10 protein-coding genes are annotated in these 18,313 nt (G+C 73.6%); 5 read left to right on the top strand and 5 right to left on the bottom strand.

Annotated features, from left to right (window positions below; all coding sequences use genetic code 11):
* Nucleotides 1-393 precede the first annotated feature (393 nt).
* Nucleotides 394-942 (bottom strand): MarR family winged helix-turn-helix transcriptional regulator, encoded by a 549-nt coding sequence (locus ACFC96_RS17655; protein ID WP_376613011.1) that lies wholly within the window; start codon nt 940-942, stop codon nt 394-396.
* Between the two features lie 110 nt (nt 943-1,052).
* On the opposite strand from ACFC96_RS17655, the gene ACFC96_RS17650 reads away from it, so the two are divergent.
* A complete protein-coding gene (locus ACFC96_RS17650; RefSeq protein ID WP_376613010.1) occupies nt 1,053-2,348 on the top strand; it encodes an MFS transporter in 1,296 nt (431 codons plus the stop codon).
* Between the two features lie 13 nt (nt 2,349-2,361).
* Here ACFC96_RS17650 and ACFC96_RS17645 read toward each other — a convergent pair whose 3' ends face one another.
* Entirely contained in the window at nt 2,362-4,044 is a 1,683-nt protein-coding gene (locus ACFC96_RS17645) for a SpoIIE family protein phosphatase (protein WP_376255070.1), read from the bottom strand.
* 187 nt (nt 4,045-4,231) lie between these two features.
* Nucleotides 4,232-5,656 carry an NAD(P)/FAD-dependent oxidoreductase gene (locus ACFC96_RS17640; RefSeq protein WP_376613008.1) on the bottom strand — a complete coding sequence of 475 codons (1,425 nt, stop codon included), beginning with the start codon at nt 5,654-5,656 and terminating at the stop codon, nt 4,232-4,234.
* 382 nt (nt 5,657-6,038) lie between these two features.
* Here ACFC96_RS17640 and ACFC96_RS17635 point away from each other — a divergent pair, with 382 nt between their 5' ends.
* A complete protein-coding gene (locus ACFC96_RS17635; protein ID WP_376255074.1) occupies nt 6,039-6,830 on the top strand; it encodes a TetR/AcrR family transcriptional regulator in 792 nt (263 codons plus the stop codon).
* A gap of 280 nt (nt 6,831-7,110) precedes the next feature.
* Complete coding sequence (locus ACFC96_RS17630) at nt 7,111-9,072, top strand: sigma-70 family RNA polymerase sigma factor (RefSeq protein WP_376613007.1); 1,962 nt, start codon at nt 7,111-7,113, stop codon at nt 9,070-9,072.
* 25 nt (nt 9,073-9,097) lie between these two features.
* Here ACFC96_RS17630 and ACFC96_RS17625 read toward each other — a convergent pair whose 3' ends face one another.
* On the bottom strand, nt 9,098-12,370 hold the full coding sequence (locus tag ACFC96_RS17625) for a BTAD domain-containing putative transcriptional regulator (RefSeq protein WP_376613005.1): 3,273 nt from the start codon (nt 12,368-12,370) through the stop codon (nt 9,098-9,100).
* Nucleotides 12,371-12,441: 71 nt separating this feature from the next.
* A complete protein-coding gene (locus tag ACFC96_RS17620) occupies nt 12,442-14,547 on the bottom strand; it encodes an asparagine synthase-related protein (RefSeq protein ID WP_376613004.1) in 2,106 nt (701 codons plus the stop codon).
* 613 nt (nt 14,548-15,160) lie between these two features.
* Here ACFC96_RS17620 and ACFC96_RS17615 point away from each other — a divergent pair.
* Complete coding sequence (locus ACFC96_RS17615) at nt 15,161-16,588, top strand: MFS transporter (protein ID WP_376255082.1); 1,428 nt, start codon at nt 15,161-15,163, stop codon at nt 16,586-16,588.
* Between the two features lie 107 nt (nt 16,589-16,695).
* A complete protein-coding gene (gene lhgO / locus ACFC96_RS17610) occupies nt 16,696-17,898 on the top strand; it encodes an L-2-hydroxyglutarate oxidase (RefSeq protein ID WP_376613002.1) in 1,203 nt (400 codons plus the stop codon).
* The last annotated feature ends 415 nt before the right edge of the window (nt 17,899-18,313 follow it).

Below are 18,313 nucleotides of genomic sequence, written 5' to 3'. Positions count from 1 at the left end.
TATCAGACTCTTTCGTGTCCGATTTCCTCGGTGCCTTTCAGGTTTCCGCTCCGGCCTTTCGGCTTTCCGCGTTTCCCTTTCCGGCGGTTCCGACTCTATCAGATCCTTTCGGGCCTGACTCCCAGTCAGCGGGGCTTGTCTTCTCGGCTGTTGGGCCGTTCCGACGTCCCAAACTTTAGCGGATTCCCCCGGCGGTTCCTAATCGGGCCGCCGCACCGAAATCGAATTGAATTCGGGCATGCCGAATTCGATCCCGGAGGGAGATCGTGCTGGTGGTTGGGTTGCCGCTTCAGCGGCGGAGGTGCTGTCGCAGAACCGTTACGGCTCCGTGGCAACTCGAAGAACCTTACGTATCGAGGAGGGGCATGTCAACACCCTCCTGGCAACTTCTTTTCAGTCGAGGTCCGTGAGGCGGCCGCCGGCGTCCGGCTGGGCGTCCTCCACGCGGCGCAGCAGCCGGGTCAGGACCTCGCCGAGGACTCCTCGCTCGTCGGCGGAGAGGTCCTGGAGAAGGTCCTCCTCGAACCCGGAGGCGAGGCGCATCGCCTCGAGCCACTTGGCGCGGCCCTCGGTGGTGAGCTCGACGATGACGCGTACCCGGTTCGACTCGTCGCGGTCGCGGGTGACCAGACCTTCGCCGACCATGCGGTCGATGCGGTGGGTCATGGCGGCCGGCGTGAGGCCCAGGCGCTTCGCCAGGTCGCCGGGGCCCATGCGGTACGGGGCGCCGGAGAGTACGAGGGCCTTGAGGACCTCCCACTCGGCGTTGGTGATGCCGAGGTTCGCGGTCTGACGGCCGTAGGCGACGTTCATGCGCCTGTTGAGGCGGCCGAGCGCGGAGACGATCTGCTCGACCTGGGGGTCGAGGTCCTGGAACTCGCGCTGGTACGCGGCGATCTGCTCGTCGAGGGTCGGCTCACTGTCGCCGGGGTTGTCGCCCATGGCCCGCAGTATGGCACGGGCGGCTTGGCGTTGAAGTCCTTCGGTGTGTATTGTTTAGATCCTAACTTTAGCTTCGAAGTCTTCACTTCTAACTCCTAAGGCAGGTGAAAGTGACCAGGGCGATGGGCGCAGCGATGCGTCGGATCCAGGTGGGCAGCGCGCTGAGTTCGTTCGGCGTCGGGTTCACGGTCCCGTTCCTCTATGTGTACGTCGCTGAGGTGCGAGGTCTGGGGGCTGGAGCGGCGGGGATCGTGCTCGCCGCCTTCGCCATGGCCGCTCTGGTCGTCCTGCCGTTCACGGGGCGGGCCATCGACCGCCGCGGTCCGGTGCCCGTCCTGGTCGTCGCCACGCTGGTGGCGGCGGTCGGTGCTCTCGGGCTCGGGCTCGCCGGCGGTCGGACGAGCGCGATCCTGTCGGCGGCGGTGCTCGGTGCCGGCACCGCGGTGATCCAGCCGGCGCTCGCCACGATGATCGTGTGGACGTCCACGCCGGACACCCGTACGCGCGCCTTCGCCATGCAGTTCTTCCTGCAGAACCTCGGCCTGGGCATCGGCGGGCTCATCGGCGGCCAGATCGTCGACGAGAGCCGCCCGTCGAGCTTCACGCTGCTCTTCGGCGTCGAGGCCGTGATGTTCCTGGTGCTCGCCGGGATCGTGGGCTTCGTGCGGATGCCGTACGCGCCGACGATCGGCGGTGCGGTGCCGAAGGATGGCTCCGGGACGGGTGGCGGGCTGCGGGCGCTGCTGCGGCACCGGGCGATGGTGCAGCTGTGTGTCCTCGGGTTCGTGCTGTTCTTCGCCTGCTACGGGCAGTTCGAGTCGGGCCTGAGCGCGTACGGCGTGGAAGCGGCCGGGATCTCCCCGTCGACGCTGGGCATCGCGCTCGCCGCCAACACCGCGATGATCGTGGTCGCGCAGTTCGCGGTCCTGAAGTTCGTCGAGCGGCGCAGGCGGTCCCGGGTGATCGCCGCGGTCGGGCTCGTGTGGGCGATCGCCTGGCTCGCGGCCGGGTACGCGGGTGTGGGGCACGGCAGCCAGGCCATGGCGACGGCGGCGTTCATCTCGACGTACGCGCTGTTCGGTCTCGGTGAGGCGATGCTGTCGCCGACCGTGGCCCCGCTGGTCGCCGATCTGGCGCCGGCCGGGACGGTCGGGCAGTACAACTCGGCGTTCGCGCTGGTCAAGCAGCTCGCTCTGGCCGTCGGTCCGGCGGTCGGCGGGCCCATGGGAGCCGCGCTGCACGGTCCCTACATCGTGACGTTCGTGCTGTTCTCGCTGGGGATCACGTTCCTCGCGGTGCGGCTCGGGCGGCATCTGTCGCCCGAGCAGGACCAGCCGTCACTGGCGAAGAGCCGGATCGTGGCGGAGGGCGGGGCGTCGGCAGAGCCGGTGCCCGCGGCCGTCTGAGGCTCCGTCCCGTTCACGAGGTTCGCGGCAGGGCGAATTCGCACCAGACCGCCTTGCCGCCGCCCGGCGTGCGCCGGGAGCCCCAGTTCGAGGCGATCGTGGCGACGATGGCGATGCCCCGGCCCGCCTCGTCGGCGGGTTCGGCGCGGCGGCGGCGCGGGAGGTGATCGTCGCCGTCGGTGACCTCGATGATCAGTCGGCGGTCGGTGCGGCGGAGTCTGAGGCGCATGGGCGGGGTGCCGTGCTGGAGCGAGTTGGCGACGAGTTCGCTGGCGGCCAGGACGCCCAGGTCGTGCAGTTCGGTCGAGAAGCGCCAGCTGGCCAGTACCCCGGAGGCGAAGGCACGCGCGCGGGGGGCCGCTTCGACCCCACCGAGGAGTTCCAGGGCGGCGTTGCGGAACAGTTCTCCGTCGGTTCCCGTGCGCGCCGGGTGCTGGAGGACGAGGACGGCCACGTCGTCGTCGTGGTCCGCGGTGACGCCTGCCGCGCGGATGAGGCGGTCGCACACGACCTGGGGTGTTCCGGTGGCGCCGGCGAGCGCGTGCTCCAGGGCCGCGACGCCCTCGTCGATGTCCTCGTCCCGGCGTTCGACCAGGCCGTCGGTGTACATGACGGCGGTCGATCCGGGGCCGAGCGGCACCGATCCCGAGGCGTGCAGCCAGCCGCCGGTGCCGAGCGGGGGCCCGGTGGGCTCTTCCGCGCGGTGGATCGTGCCGCTCTCGTCGCGTACGAGGATGGGGAGATGGCCGGCCGACGCGTACACGAGGCGGCCCTCGTTCGGGTCGTGGACCGCGTAGACGCAGGTGGCGATCTGGTTGGCGTCGATCTCGATGGCGAGGCCGTCGAGGAGCTGGAGCACCTCGTGCGGCGGCAGGTCGAGGCGGGCGTAGGCGCGGACGGCGGTGCGCAGCTGGCCCATGACGGCGGCGGCGCGCACCCCGCGGCCCATGACGTCGCCGATGACGAGGGCGGTGCGGCCGCCGCCGAGGGTGATCACGTCGTACCAGTCGCCGCCGACCGCGGCCTCGGTGCCACCCGGCTGGTAGGTGGCCGCGATGCGCAGGTCGTCGGGCTGTTCCAGCTCCTGGGGCAGGAGGGAGCGCTGGAGGGTGACGGCCGTCTCGCGCTGGCGGCGCTCGCTGGCGCGCAGCCGCTCGGCGGCCTCGGCGTGGTCGGTGACGTCCGCCGCGAAGACCAGCACACCGGAGCCGCCCGCTCCTTCGTGTGCGCCTTCTGCGTCGTCGGCCGGGACCGTCACGGGTGTGCAGGTGAACGTGTAGGAGCGGCCGCCGGCCACCTTGCGGGACTTGACCGTGCGCGGCTTGGCGCTGCGCAGGACCTGGTCGAGCAGGGGCAGCAGGCCGAGTTCCTCCAGCTCGGGCAGCGCCTCGCGCGCGGGTGCGCCGGCGGGGCGGTCGCCGAAGGCCGCGACGTAGGCGTCGTTCACGTACGCGACGCGGTGGTCGGGGCCGTGGAGGAGGGCGACGAGGGCGGGGATGCGGTCGAGGACCTCGCGCGCGGGCAGTTCGTCGATGCCGACGGCGAGCGTGGGCGTGTCGCCGTCGGACGCGTGTTCGTGGCGGGCGGCGGGCACGGCGCCTTCCCCTCGCTGGCTTTGTGGGACGCCATGGTCGGACCGCGCTGCCGCGCGGCGCTGCGTTCCGGGGAGCCGGGCGCTCCAGCGCGTGAAGTTCACTGTGGGGAAAGCCTCGTGAGGTCGGGTGGGGGCTCCCCTGCCCGGCCGGGGCCGGGAGCAGCGGGGAAGGGCAACGTGGCGGTCGGTCCGCCCACGGTCTGGGGCCGGCCAAGGTCGTGGACCAGTCTGACCGACCGGACTGACATCCGTCAGACGCCGGTCCTCGAGGGGGAGTTCCCCGGTCCGGTCAGGTCGACCCCTTCGGGTCCCGCGGCGGGTGAGACGGGGGGCTGCCGGGCGGGTTTCCCCCGGCCGCGAGTTCGAACTCCGCACGCGGGCGTTCGAGCGAGCCGAGGGAGACGATCTCGCGCTTGAAGAGCCCGGAGAGTATCCATTCGCTCAGGACACGGGCCTTCCGGTTCACGGTCGGCACCCGGCTCAGGTGGTAGACGCGGTGCATGAACCAGGCAGGGTAGCCCTTCAGCCTGCGCCCGTAGACGTGGGCGACGCCCTTGTGCAGGCCGAGCGAGGCGACGGAGCCGACGTACGCGTGCTCGTAGTCCGTCAGGGGCTCGCCGCGCAGGGAGGCGACGACGTTGTCGCCGAGGACTTTGGCCTGGCGCACCGCGTGCTGGGCGTTGGGCGCGCATTCCTTGCCCTCCTCGCCGGCCGTGATGTCGGGGACCGCTGCCGCGTCGCCCGCGCCCCACGCGTGCGGGGCGCCGTCGACGGCGAGCCGGGCGGTGCAGGTGAGGCGGCCGCGTTCGTTGCGCGGCAGGTCGGTCGCGGCGAGCAGGGGGTGCGGTTTGACGCCCGCGGTCCACACGACGGTGCGGGTCGGGAAGCGGGAGCCGTCGTCGAGGACGGCGATCCGGTCCTCGCAGGATTCGAGCCGCGTGCGCAGGCGTACGTCGATGTTGCGGCGGCGCAGTTCGCTGACGGTGTAGCGGCCCATCTCCTCGCCGACCTCGGGGAGGATGCGGTCGCTGGCCTCGACGAGGATCCATTTCAGGTCGTCCGCGGTGACGTTGTGGTAGTAACCCGCGGCGTAGCGGGCCATGTCCTCGAGTTCGCCGAGTGCTTCCACACCGGCGTAACCGCCCCCTACGAAGACGAAGGTGAGGGCCGCGTCGCGGACGGCGGGGTCGCGGGTCGAGGAGGCGATGTCCAGCTGTTCGATGACGTGGTTGCGCAGTCCGATGGCCTCTTCGACGGTCTTGAAGCCGATGCCGTGGTCGGCGAGTCCCGGCACGGGCAGGGTGCGCGAGACGGAGCCGGGGGCCATGACGAGTTCGTCGTACGTGATCTCGACGGCGCCCGTGCCCTCCTCCTCGGTGGCCAGGGTGGTGAACGTGGCGGTGCGCTTGCCGTGGTCGACGGACGTGACCTCGCCGACGATGACGCGACAGCGGCCGAGGACACGCCGCAGCGGCACGACGACGTGGCGCGGCGAGATCGATCCGGCGGCGGCCTCGGGCAGGAACGGCTGGTAGGTCATGTACGGGTCGGGGGTGACGACGACGATCTCGGTCCGGCCGCTTCTCAGTTCCGGTTTGAGCTTCTGCTGGAGGCGCAGGGCGGTGTACATCCCGACATAGCCGCCCCCTACGACGAGGACGCGTGTACGCGGGACTTCCGGGGCCGTCCCCCGGGAAGAAGCAGTCTTCGGCATCGGCACCACCCCATGACGCATCGGCCACTGGAGTTTGTCCACAGCCTCGGCAAATTGTGTGACCGGCGCTTACGCCGGCCGCCGGGTGGGCGAATTGCCGGAGTACGGGACATAGCCGCAGGTCAACACACATGTGGCGGGTGAGGTGCGGGGGTGCAATCGGGGTGGAATCGCCGCGTACTCCGTTCGGGGGGCGCTCCGTGCGGAACCTGCCCCTTCTGAATTGACTCCGGCTCAACTATGTTCGTGTGCTGTCGGGGTGTCGGGGGATGCGCTGACGGATCCGTCGGACGGATCCGTGGAACTGGTCCGTTCCTCACGCTCCGGCTGCCGATGGCGGGGAGAGTCTCCGGGGGGAGACGTCATTACCGGGGGAACACATATGCACATTCAGGACTCTCAATGGACTTCGACGGCTTCCGCTTCGGCCGTGGCCGGCGGACCGGCCGCCACGGGCGGTAACGGTCGCGGCGCGGGCGACAGTTCGCGCGCGGCGCCGCTCCGGGTGGACGCCCAGCGCAATCTGGAGCACGTCCTGCGCGCGGCGCGCGAGGTCTTCGGTGAGCTGGGGTACGGCGCGCCGATGGAGGACGTGGCGCGGCGGGCCCGGGTCGGTGTCGGCACGGTGTACCGGCGCTTCCCGAGCAAGGACGTACTGGTGCGGCGCATAGCCGAGGAGGAGACCTCCCGGCTGACCGACCAGGCGCGGGCCGCTCTCGGCCAGGAGGACGAGCCGTGGTCGGCGCTGTCGCGCTTCCTGCGCACGTCCGTCGCCTCCGGTGCGGGGCGGCTGCTGCCCCCGCAGGTGCTGCGCGTCGGCGTCGCCGACGAGCGGGCCGACACGGCGGGCGCGGTACGGGACGAGACGCGGGTTCCGCAGCAGCGGCTCGGCGCGGCCCCGCCCGACCTGCGTCTCGTGGAGCAGCGCACGTCCCCGGCCGCCGAGGCCGTACCGGCTGACGACGCGGGGGCCGCCGAGCTGCTCGACGTCGTCGGGCAACTCGTGGACCGGGCGCGCGCCGCGTCGGAGCTCCGCGAGGACGTGACGGTGGCGGACGTGCTGCTGGTCATCGCCACGGCGGCGCCTTCGCTGCCGGACGCCGCACAGCAGGCCGCGGCGTCGTCGCGGCTGCTGGACATCCTGCTGGAGGGGCTGCGGTCGCGGCCCTCGTAGGGGCGGCCGACACCGCGTGGGCGCGGAAGCGGCACCGCGTGGGGCTGGGCTCCGCGACGGACGTGGGACGGCCGTGGGTGACGCATGTGCGTCGCGCGCGGCCAACTCCCGTTTTGGGCACGCTCGTTGACCCCTACCCGTACGAGTGAAAGCCAGTACTTCGTTGTACGAGGTTTCCACGGATGAGTGGTTGACGAGTGCTGGCAGGCGGTGCGGGCCACCCGTGTGGCACTCTTTCCCGCGTGTTCGGGTCTGAGTGTGCGGTCGGGGGCTTTCCGCGATGAGCGTTGACGGGCGGGACGAGCCACTCGAGAGCAGTGGTGCGGGCGGCACCGAGACCGGTGGGCTGCCCGCGCGGCAGGTGCCGAGCCAGAAGGGTCCGCCCCGGGACGGAGCGTCGGACTCCGCGCCCACCGGGCCCGCAGTCCCCGCGGCTCCCTCCGCCGCCCCGGGTGAGAAGCTCTCCGACCCGAGCGTGCCGCAGCAGCGGGAGCCCGGCGTGGTCGCGGGAACGCCCGCCCCGCCGCCCGCGCGGGAGACGGCTCCGGCGGACGCCGATCTGATCGCCCGTATGCGGTCCGGCGACGACACCGCGTACGAGGAGCTGTACCGCCGGCACTCGACCGCCGTCCACCGTTACGCACGCACCTGCTGCCGGGACGCGCACACCGCCGACGACCTCACGGCCGAGGTGTTCGCGCGCATGCTTCAGGCCGTGCGCGGCGGCAGCGGACCCGAGCACGCGGTGCGCGCCTATCTGCTGACCACCGTGCGCCGCGTCGCCGCGGGCTGGACGAAGTCGGCGAAGCGTGAGCACCTGGTCGAGGACTTCGCGGTGTTCGCCCAGCAGGCCGCCCGCTCCAGCGAGGTCTCCGACGACGACACGCTGGATCTCGGCGCCGACGTCCGCGCGATGCACGAGGCCGAGCAGTCCATGGCCATGCAGGCCTTCCGGTCCCTGCCCGAGCGCTGGCAGGCCGTCCTGTGGCACACGGAGGTCGAGGACGAGTCGCCCAGCGAGGTCGCGACACTCTTCGGGCTCGACGCCAACGGCACGCGCGTGCTGGCCAAGCGCGCCCGCGAGGGCCTCAAGGAGGCGTACCTCCAGGCCCATGTGAGTACCACTCTCACCCAGGACGAGGGGTGCGCGCGCTACGCCGACCGGCTCGGCGCGTACGCCCGCGGCAGCCTGCGCACCCGGGCCGAACGCGGTCTGCGCAAGCACCTGGAGGAGTGCGCCAGGTGCCGGCTCGCCGCCGGTCAGATCAAGGAAGTGGCCGGCGGGATCCCTGGTGTCGTGCCGGTCGCGGTCATCGGCTGGTTCGGTGCCGCCGGGTACGCGAAGGTGGTCGCGCTCATCGGGGGCGGCGCCGCGAGTGCGGCGGGCGCCGGTGCGGCGGCCGCGGCGGGCGGCAGCTCCGGAGGGGCCGCGGGCGGTGGCGCCGCGGCGTCCGAGGGGCTCGGCGCGCCCGTGAAGGCGGGTATCGCGGCCGGTGTGGTCGCGGCGGGCGTGGCCGTGGCGGTGGCGATCGCCCTCGCGGGCGACCCGCAGAAGCCCGAGCCGGAGGCGCACAAGGAGAAGCCGGCGGTCACGCAGCCCCTCACCCCGCCGAAGCCGACGCCTCCCCCCGAGCCGAAGCCCGAGCCGCCGGCCCCGAAGCCGAAGCCTCCGCCCGAGCCCGCGCCGAAGCCGACCCCCACCCCGAAGCCGGCGCCGAAGCCCACGCCCGAGCCGACGCCACCCCCGAAGCCGACGCCCGACCCCACCCCGAAGCCCACGCCTCCCGCCCCTCCCCCGCCGCCCGCCCCGGCCGTCTACCAGCTGAACCAGCTGACGTACGGCGGGCTCGGCGACGGCACCGAGCCGGAGATCCGGCCCGGCGAGAGCAGCTGGGTGTGGCAGCGGTGGGGCCTGCGCGTCGCGGACAAGGAGTACGCGAACGGGGTCACCGTCCACGCGCACTCCTCCGTGACCGTCGACCTCAACCGCAGCTGCACCGCGTACGACGCCTTCGCCGGTGTCGACGACATGACGCTCGGGACGGGCGCGATGCGGTTCTCCGTGTACGCGGACGGGGTGCGGCTGTGGAAGTCACCGGTCCTCAGGGGCGGGGACCCGGCCGTTCCGGTTCACCTGAACCTCGCGGGACGCGCGACGATCCGGCTGGTCACGGAGCCGCAGACGAACTTCGGCTCCCTCGCGGTCGGGGACTGGGCGGAGTCCCGTTTCACCTGCCGGTGAGCGTCCCCGGTCGAAGCGCGCGGCCCTAGTCGAAGTGGCGGACGCGTTCCGTCAGGAACGTGACCGTCTCGGCCGCCGTGCGACCCGCCCCCGCGGCGCGCGCTTCGGCGTACCGGGTGGCGCCCAGCGCGGCGGCCGCCGCCGCCTCCAGCGCCTCGATCTCGGCGCGTTCGGGCTGGGGCCGCTCGGCGACACCGCGCCAGCCGTCGGACGCGGCCACCACCCGTACCGCGCCCTCCGTGTCGCCCAGCTGGGCCAGGAAGAGCGCCCCGCGGCCCGCGAGTCCCGCGTTGACGCTCTCCGCGCAGCGGTGCTCGACCGCGTACCGCAGGGCCTCGGTGAGGACCGCGAGGCCGCGCGCGGGCCCCGACTCGGCCGCCGTGATCCGCGCGTCGACGCCGCCGACGAGCGCGGTGAACTGCGGTGGCGGGGTGCCTCGCGACGACTCCGCGGCCGCGTCGTCGCACAGCGCGCGGGCCCGCGCCACCTCGCCGTCCTCCACCGCCATCAGGGCGTTCAGGAGCAGCACGTACGCGTGGGGATCCGGCACCCCGTACCGGTCGGCCTCCCCGATCGCCTCGGTCAGGAGCCCCCGCGCCGCGTCGCGTTCGCCGGAGCGGTAGGCGATCTCGCCGAGCCGGGCGATGAGGAACGGCGCCTCCGCGTACGCGCCGACCTCGTAGGCGAGGCGCAGTGCCTCCTCGAACTCGCCCTTCGCCTCGTCGAACCGGCTGCGCGCGATGGCCGCCTCACCGGCCGCGCTGCACACCTGGGCGCGCATCCACCGGTCCCCGACGCGGCGGCTGATGATCCGCAGCTCGGCGACGTCGTCGTCGACGCCCGTGAGGTTGCCCGGCCCGTCGACGGCCGTGTGCGTACGGAACATCAGGGTGACGCCGATCTCCCACTCGCCGCCGTACACACGGCAGTTGGCGACGGCCTGGTCGAGGGCGGTCCTGACGTTCTCCGGGTTGTCCAGGAAGTGCACGGTGAACGGCCAGATGATGCCGGGGAAGCGTGCTCCCGCGGGCCCGGGCCGAGCGAAGGCGTCGCGCACCCGCATGAGGTACTCCCGGTCGGCCTCGCCCCGCAGGGCGCTCTCCGCCCTGGACTGGGCCACGAAGAAGATGTGCAGGAGGCGCAGCTCCATGAGCGGCCAGTACAACGGGTCGTTCTCGCCCGCCAGGTCGTCCGCGGCGGGGAACGTCCGCCCTTCGCGCGGGGGGACCCGGCAGCCGGACGGGGCCGGGCGGTCCGGGGGGTCCGGGCGGTGCGCCGGAAGCAGCTGCTCCAGGATGTGGCCGACCCACTCGGCGCCCTCCCTGCGGTAGTTGCGCAGCCACCAGAACCAGCCGGTGGAGAGGGCGAGCGCGACCGCGGACTCCGTGTCGCCGGTCACCGTGGAGCGGTGGAGCGCGGCGCGGAGGTTGTCGAGCTCCGCCTCCAGGCGGTCGATCCACGGGAGTTGCTCGGCGGAGCGCAGAAGCGGGTCGGCCTTCTCGACGAGGGCGCGGAAGTAGGTGACGTGGCGGCGCTCGGCCTCGGTACGCAGCTGTGGTGTCTCGGCGGCGCGTTCGCTCGCGTACTCGTGGATCGTCTCCAGCATCCGGTACCGCATGCTGCCGTCGCCCGGAGCGGCCACCAGGAGGGACTTGTCGACGAGCGCGCCGATCAGGTCGGATGCGGGGCCGGTGCAGACGGCCTCCGCGGCCTCCAGGTCCCAGCCGCCGGCGAAGACGGACGCCTCCCGCAGGACCGTGCGCTCCTGTTCGTCGAGGAGGTCCCAGGACCAGTCGACGACGGCGCGCAGGGTCTGCTGGCGGGGCAGTACGGTGCGACTGCCGCTGGTCAGCAGGCGGAAGCGGTCGTCGAGCCGGTCCGCGATCTGGCGGGGGGTGAGCAGTCTGAGGCGGGCCGCGGCCAGCTCGATGGCGAGCGGCAGGCCGTCGAGGCGGCGGCAGATCTCGGCCACGGCCCCGGGGTCGCCATGGACGTCGAAGTCGGGGCGCACGGCCCGGGCGCGCTCCGCGAACAGGCGGTGCGCGGGGTCGGGCGGCAGGGGTTCGACGGGGCGCACGGACTCGCCGGGCACGCCCAGGGGTTCGCGGCTGGTGGCGAGGACCGTGAGGCCGGGGCAGTGGGTGAGGAGGGTCTCGGCCAGCGCCGCCGCCGCGCCGATGACGTGTTCGCAGTTGTCGAGGATCAGGAGCAGGCTGCGCGCGGCGCAGTGTTCGACGAGCAGCGCCACGGGGTCGTCCTGCGGCGCCGTGTGCTCGCTGGTCATCAGGACGGTCTCGCGCAGGCCGAGGGCGCTGACGACGGCGCCGGCCACGGCCTCGGGCTGGTCCAGCGGGGCGAGCTCGGCGAGCCAGGCGCGGGGGTGTTCGGCGGCGGCCTCCTCGGCGAGGCGGGTCTTGCCGGAGCCGCCGGGGCCGGTGAGGGTGACGAGGCGGGCCGCCCGCAAGTCGGAACGGATGGCTTCGAGTTCGGGTTCCCGGCCGACGAACGAATTGAGGCGCGGCCGCAGATTGCCGTCGCGCTGCGGCTGCCGGGACGGCGCCGGGCGGCCGTGGGCGCGGGTGGGGTCGAGCAAGTCGGCGTGCAGGGCGGCGAGTTCGGGTCCGGGGTCCGCGCCGAGGCCGTCGGCGAGGGTGCGCCGGGCGGTCTCGTAGGCGGCGAGCGCGTCGGCGCCGCGGCCCGCGTCACGCAGGGAGCGGATGAGCAGGGCGTGCAGCGGCTCGTCGTACGGGTGGGCGTGCGTGAGTTCGGTCAGCTCCGGTACGACGTCCGCGGCGCGGCCGAGTTGCAGATCGGCCGCCACGCGCGCGCGTGCCGCGTCGAGGCGCTGGGCCTCGGGGCGGGTCGCGGCGGTGCGGTCGGCGAGGTCGGCGAGTGCGGGTCCGCGCCACAGGGCGAGCGCGTCGCCCAGGGAGCGGGAGGCGGTCGCCGGGTCGTGTGCCGTGAGAGCGGCCGTGCCCTCACGGACGAGGCGCTCGAAGACGTACAGGTCCACGTCCTCGGGGCGGGCGGCGAGGCGGTAGCCGCCGCCCGCCTCCGATGTGACGGCGTCCTTGCCGAGGGCGCGGCGGAGCCGGCCGACGAGGGCCTGGAGGGCGGCGGTCGCGTCGGCCGGTGGCTCGTCGGCCCACACGTCGTCGATGAGCGCGTCCGCGGGAGCGGTTCGGCCGGCGTGCAGCGCGAGCGACGTGAGCAGGGCGCGCAGCCGCTGTCCGCCCACGGGCAGGGGTGTGCCTTGATCGTCGTACGCCTCGGTGACGCCCAGAATTCGGTACCGCACGGGTCCATTCTCACGGGTCGGGGCGGCCTCAGTCGCGCGGATTCCGGTTCGGGGGATCGGGGTGCGGCTCTTCAGCGCCCGGCGCCCAGCGCGCCCCGCTGCGGTGCGACGCTCCCCGTGGGGACGGCGCGCTGGCGGGCCGGGGTGCCGGTCCAGCAGGTGCCGCGGCGGGCGATGAGGCGACGCAGCCAGAGTTCGAGGGAGACCAGGTCGGCGAGGCCGTCCAGCGGCAGGACTTCGCCGTCGGCCGCCGCGCGCAGGGCCTTGCGGACGACGCGGGCCTCGATCAGGCCGGTCTGGGCGAGGAGCGGGGTGTCGAAGAGCTGGATGAGGTGGTCGGCAGAGACGCGCAGGCCGGTGCGGGCCGCCGCGGCGGACGACGCGTGCGAGGGCGCGCCCCAGCCGGCGGGGAGTTCGCTGACGCCGGCGCCTTCGAGGACGGCGCGCAGGATGTCGGCGCGGGCACCCGGCCGCACGCGGAGCGCCTCGGGCAGGGCGCGGGAGGCGCGGACGACCTGGTTGTCCAGGAAGGGGGCGTGCAGGCGCTGGAAGCGGACCTCGGCGGCCTGTTCGAGGACGCGCAGGTCGGCCGCGTGGCGGGCGAGGGCGGCGCGGGCCCGGAACGCGCCCGGACGCTGCCCCGGTCCCGGCCCCGGACGCGTCGCGCCGTCCTGGAGGCGAACCGATACTTCGGCGAGGGCCTCGCCCGTCAGCCAGCGCGCGGCGGGCCCCGGTCTCGCCCATGCGAGAGCCGCGAGCGAGGCGCCGACGGCGCCCGCCTCGCCGCCCGGGTCCTCGAAGTTCCGCTGCAAAAGACTCTCCGCAAGGCTTTCGACGCCCGCCCGGTACGGCGTGCGGGCCAGCTTGCGCGCCGCGCCGTACACGCGCGCGGGCACCAGCACGGAGCCGCCGTCCGCCTTGGCGAGCGCGGCGACGGGCTTGACCATGTGGCGTCGGCGCCGGTCCATGAGGAGGTCGGCGAGGCGGGCCGGGTGCGCGTCGAGGACCTGGCGGGCGCCGTAGCCGGTGAAGTGGTCGGCGCTGCCCGACAGGAGACGCGCGCGGTGGCGGGCGGCGGTGATCAGGGAGGGGCCGGGCTCGTCGGTGAGCGGGCCGTCCAACTCGGCGTAGGGGAGGGCCTCTTCGGCCGCGGCGACGACGACGTGGTGCAGCCGCGGGTTCGCGGCGATGGCGCCCGCGCGCTGGAGTTCGGCCTCACGTCCTTCGGCGCCCGCGGACAGGTCGTTGAAGGTGACGGCGAGGAGGCGCTCGCCCGCGCCCGTGCCGTGGCCGAGGACCGTGCCGGGCAGCCCGGGCAGTCCGGCCGCGAGCAGCGCGAGTGTCCCGGACGCGGGCCCTCCGGAGAGGTCGGCGCCGATGCCGGGCACGGGCATGCCGCGGGCGGCGCGCCGCTCGGCGGGGCCCATGCCGGGGACGGGCCCCGGGTCGATGTCGGCTCCGGGGACGTGCCGGGGCGCGGCGAGCCGGGCGCGTACGGCCTCGACGAGCGCGTCGCGCAGGGCGTCCACCGCGCCGGCCGGGTCGGCGGAGGGGGCGGCGACGGCGAGCGAGGCGACCGGTTCGTAGCCGGCGATCTCACGGGCACCGGCGCGCAGGATCAGCGCGTGGCCCGGCGGGATGCGGCGGACGCCCTGGTACGGCGTCGAGTCGTGCAGGGCCTCGGGCACGTCGGGGGCGGCGAGCAGAGCGGCGAGGTGGCCGATGTCGAGGTGGGCCTCGATGAGGTCGGCGAGCGGCAGTGCGGCCGTCGCGTACGCGGTGCCGCCGGCCCAGGGCGTGTAGAACACGGGGCGCGCGCCCGCGAGATCACCGGCGACCATGAGGCGCCTGCCGACCTGGACGACGGCGGTGTAGCTGCCGGACCAGGCGGTGAGGTGACGCAGGGCGCCCCCGCGCGCGGCGAACAGGCCCACCCGCAGCTGCTCGTCGGTGGCGCCGCAGGTGCCGAGTACGGCGATACGGGTCTGCTCGTCGGCGCTGACGATCCTGACCTCGTCCGGGCGCCAGTCGCCGACCGCCCACAGCGGGTCGGGGTCACCCCACAGGAGCTGGGAGCCCACGGGGTGGACGGTCTCCCCGTCGGGGCCGGTCGAACCCGCGGACCCGAGCCGCACGGACCCGGCGGCGGTACTGCTCCACCCCACCAACCACCGCATCGCCGCCTCCACAGGCTGTGGACAGAACCTCGTCAGAAGGAATCAGAGGAAATCACAGGAACAGAGTCCCCATGCTGCCACGAAGGAGGCGTACGAGAGAGGCGACGGGGCGGCACGCGCGCCACCGAATGCGCCCCTTTCGAGCGGCAGTTGAACCCCCCGGGAGCCGCTCGGGACCACCTGCGGCGCCGTGCGGCACCGTCGATATTCGGCCAAATCGGCTGTGGATGGCCAGACCTGTGCACACCACATCGGCCACGGCGCGCGACGCACAGTCCGGGAGGCGCCCTTCACCTCCCGGACCGGTCCGCCGCCCGCGGGGATGAAGGCGGCGGTATCCCCCAGCCCGCTGGATCCAGTACAGCGGGCCGACCCACGCACCATCATGGAAGCGCTCACCCCATGGCCGCAGAAGAGCGCACGTACAGGCGCACGGCCACACGGGCGGAGCACACCGTGACGGCACCGCCCCGGGCACGCACTCCCGTACGGACAATATTCCCGCCATCCGGAACTATGCCCCTTAACGCTTGGGATCCGGCGAACTACGCTGGGTGTACGAATGCCGCGCAGTTATGCCACCGCGGCAGCCGGCTGTGTCGAGGGGTGGCGCATGTCCAGGGAGCAACGCGGGCCGAACGAGAAACTCGGCACCGTTCTCGCCCTCGCGGGAATCAGCAACGCAGGCCTGGCGCGGCGCGTCAACGACCTCGGCGCGCAACGCGGTCTGACGCTTCGCTACGACAAGACCTCGGTGGCCCGCTGGGTCTCCAAGGGCATGGTGCCGCAGGGCGCGGCGCCGCACCTCATCGCCGCCGCCATCGGCCAGAAGCTGGGCCGCCCCGTGCCGCTGCACGAGATCGGCCTGGCGGACGCGGACCCCGCGCCCGAAGTGGGCCTCGCCTTCCCGCGCGACGTGGGGGCGGCGGTGAAGTCGGCGACGGAGCTGTACCGCCTCGACCTGGCGGGCCGCCGCACGGGCGGCGGCATCTGGCAGTCGCTGGCCGGATCCTTCGCGGTGAGCGCGTACGCGACGCCCGCGTCGAGATGGCTGATAACGCCGGCCGACTCGTCCGTCGCGCGCGAGGCGCAGCCGCTGGAGAGCGGCGGGGACAACACACCTCAGAAGGTCGGCCACAGCGACGTCCGGAAGCTGCGCGAGGCGGCCGAGGACGCGCGGCGCTGGGACTCCAAGTACGGCGGCGGTGACTGGCGTTCGTCGATGGTCCCCGAGTGCCTGCGGGTCGAGGCGGCCCCGCTGCTGCTCGGCGCCTACTCGGACGACGTGGGGCGGGCCCTGTTCGGGGCGAGCGCCGAACTGACGCGCCTGGCCGGGTGGATGGCCTTCGACACGGGCCAGCAGGAGGCGGCACAGCGCTACTACATCCAGGCGCTGCGGCTCGCGCGCGCGGCGGCGGACGTGCCCCTGGGGGGCTACGTACTGGCGTCGATGTCGCTCCAGGCGACGTACCGCGGGTTCGGCGACGAGGGGGTGGACCTGGCGCAGGCAGCCCTGGAGCGCAATCGCGGGCTCGCCACCGCCAGGACGATGAGCTTCTTCCGGCTCGTGGAAGCCCGCGCGCACGCGCGCGCCGGTGACGCGCACGCCGCGGGGGCCGCGCTGCGGGCCGCGGAGGGCTGGCTGGAGCGGGCCCGCGACGGGGACCACGACCCGTCGTGGCTCGGCTTCTACTCGTACGACCGCTTCGCCGCCGACGCCGCCGAGTGCTACCGCGATCTGAAGGCACCCCGCCAGGTGCGGCGCTTCACGGAGCAGGCCCTGTCGAAGCCCACGGAGGAGTTCGTGCGCTCGCACGGGTTACGCCTCGTGGTGTCCGCGGTCGCCGAGCTGGAGTCGGGGAACCTGGACGCGGCGTGCGAACAGGGCACGCGCGCGCTGGAGGTGGCGGGGCGCATCTCGTCGGCCCGGACCACCGAGTACGTGAAGGACCTGCTGCACCGCCTGGAGCCGTACGGGGACGAACCGCGCGTGGTGGAACTGCGGGAGCGGGCGAGGCCGCTCCTCATGGCGCCGGCGTAGGGCAGCGGCGTGAAGGTGCCGGTGCAGCAGAACACGCCTACCGCCCGGGTTTGAACGCGTTGTCAGTGGCGCAGTGCAGTATCGGGGGCGGGAGGTGAGGCACGGTGATGACGAGCGGGTACGACTGCGATGTGCTGGTGATCGGTGGCGGGATCGTCGGTCTGTCGACGGCGTACGCCCTCACGCGCGCGGCTCCGGGCACCCATGTGACCGTCCTGGAGAAGGAGCACGGCCCCGCCAGGCACCAGACAGGGCGTAACAGCGGGGTCATCCACAGCGGCGTGTACTACCGCCCGGGCTCGCTCAAGGCCCGCTTCGCGGTGCGGGGCGCGGCCGAGATGGTCAAGTTCTGCGCGGAGTACGGCATCGCGCACGCGGTCACCGGCAAGCTGATCGTGGCCACCGAGCGCGACGAGCTGCCCCGCCTGCACGCCCTGGTCCAGCGCGGCCGGGAGAACGGGATTCCGGTGCGGGAGCTCGGCCCCGCCCAGATCGGCGAGTACGAGCCGTATGTGCGCGGCCTCGCCGCGATCCACGTGGGCACGACGGGCGTCGCCGACTACGTCTCCGTGGCGCGGCATTTCGCCGAGACCTCGGGCGCGGAGATCCGGTACGGCGCGGAGGTGGTGCAGATCGACCGCCGCGCGGAGCGTGGCGTCGCGGTGCGCACGGCCGCCGGGGACATCGTCCGCGGGCGCGTCCTGGTGAACTGCGCGGGGCTGCACTGCGACCGGATCGCCCGGCTCGCGGGGGACGACCCCGCCATGCGGATCGTCCCCTTCCGGGGGGAGTACTTCGAGCTGGCCCGCCCCGAGCTGGTGCGCGGCCTGGTCTATCCGGTGCCGGACCCGGCGTTCCCCTTCCTCGGCGTCCATCTCACGCGCGGCATCGACAAGAGCGTGCACGTCGGACCGAACGCGGTGCCCGCGCTGGCCCTCGAGGGCTACGACTGGTCGACGGTCAGACCGCGCGAGCTCGGCGCCACGCTGGCCTGGCCCGGCTCCTGGCGGATCGCACGCCGGCACTGGAGGTACGGGGCCGGGGAGCTGCGCCGCTCGGTGTCCCGGGACGCTTTCACATCGGCGGTGCGCAGGCTGCTGCCCGCGGTGACCGCGGACGACCTGGTGCCCGCGCCCGCCGGTGTCCGGGCGCAGGCGGTCCTGCGGGACGGGACCCTGGTGGACGACTTCCTGATCCGCGAGGCCCCGCGCACGGTGCATGTGCTGAACGCGCCGTCCCCTGCGGCGACGGCCTCGCTCCCGATCGGCCGCGAGGTCGCCCGACGAGCCCTGGCCGCGCTCGGGTCGTGAGCGCTCGGGGCCGGAGCCTGGGCCCCGACCTCCGGGACCTGAACTTTGGCCCTGGGCCCCGGGTCGTGAGCCTGGGCTCTGAGCTCTTGGTACTGGGCTCCGAGTCCTGGGCTCGGGTCTTGAGCTCGGGTCCTGGCCCCAGGTCTTGAGCTCGGGTCCTGGGCTCGGGCCCCGGGCTCAAGGACCTGAACCTTGGGCCCTGACCTACGGGTCGTGAGCCTGGACCCCGACCCCCGAGACCTGGTCTCGGGCCCTGGGCTCGGGGACATGACCTCCCGCCCTCACCTCCGGGCCCTGACCTCCGGGCCCTGAGCCAGGGCCAAGGCCAAGGCCAAGGCCTTCAGGTCCTGGGCCTCGGCCCTGGCCTGCGGGTCCCGAGCTTGGGTCCCCGCCGGGTCCGGCGTCTAAAATCGCC

Origin of the sequence: Streptomyces sp. NPDC055955 (assembly GCF_042270245.1) — a bacterium.
Classification (GTDB): Bacteria; Actinomycetota; Actinomycetes; order Streptomycetales; family Streptomycetaceae; genus Streptomyces.
Note: the sequence above shows the minus strand (reverse complement) of the source record. Positions and strands in the feature narration are given on the sequence as shown.

Coding starts and splice junctions, on each gene's coding strand:
- ACFC96_RS17640 (WP_376613008.1), bottom strand. CDS start 5,656: ATGCCGAAGACTGCTTCTTCCCGGGGGACGGCCCCGGAAGTCCCGCGT.
- lhgO (WP_376613002.1), top strand. CDS start 16,696: ATGACGAGCGGGTACGACTGCGATGTGCTGGTGATCGGTGGCGGGATC.
- ACFC96_RS17615 (WP_376255082.1), top strand. CDS start 15,161: ATGTCCAGGGAGCAACGCGGGCCGAACGAGAAACTCGGCACCGTTCTC.
- ACFC96_RS17630 (WP_376613007.1), top strand. CDS start 7,111: ATGAGCGTTGACGGGCGGGACGAGCCACTCGAGAGCAGTGGTGCGGGC.
- ACFC96_RS17620 (WP_376613004.1), bottom strand. CDS start 14,547: ATGCGGTGGTTGGTGGGGTGGAGCAGTACCGCCGCCGGGTCCGTGCGG.
- ACFC96_RS17655 (WP_376613011.1), bottom strand. CDS start 942: ATGGGCGACAACCCCGGCGACAGTGAGCCGACCCTCGACGAGCAGATC.
- ACFC96_RS17635 (WP_376255074.1), top strand. CDS start 6,039: ATGCACATTCAGGACTCTCAATGGACTTCGACGGCTTCCGCTTCGGCC.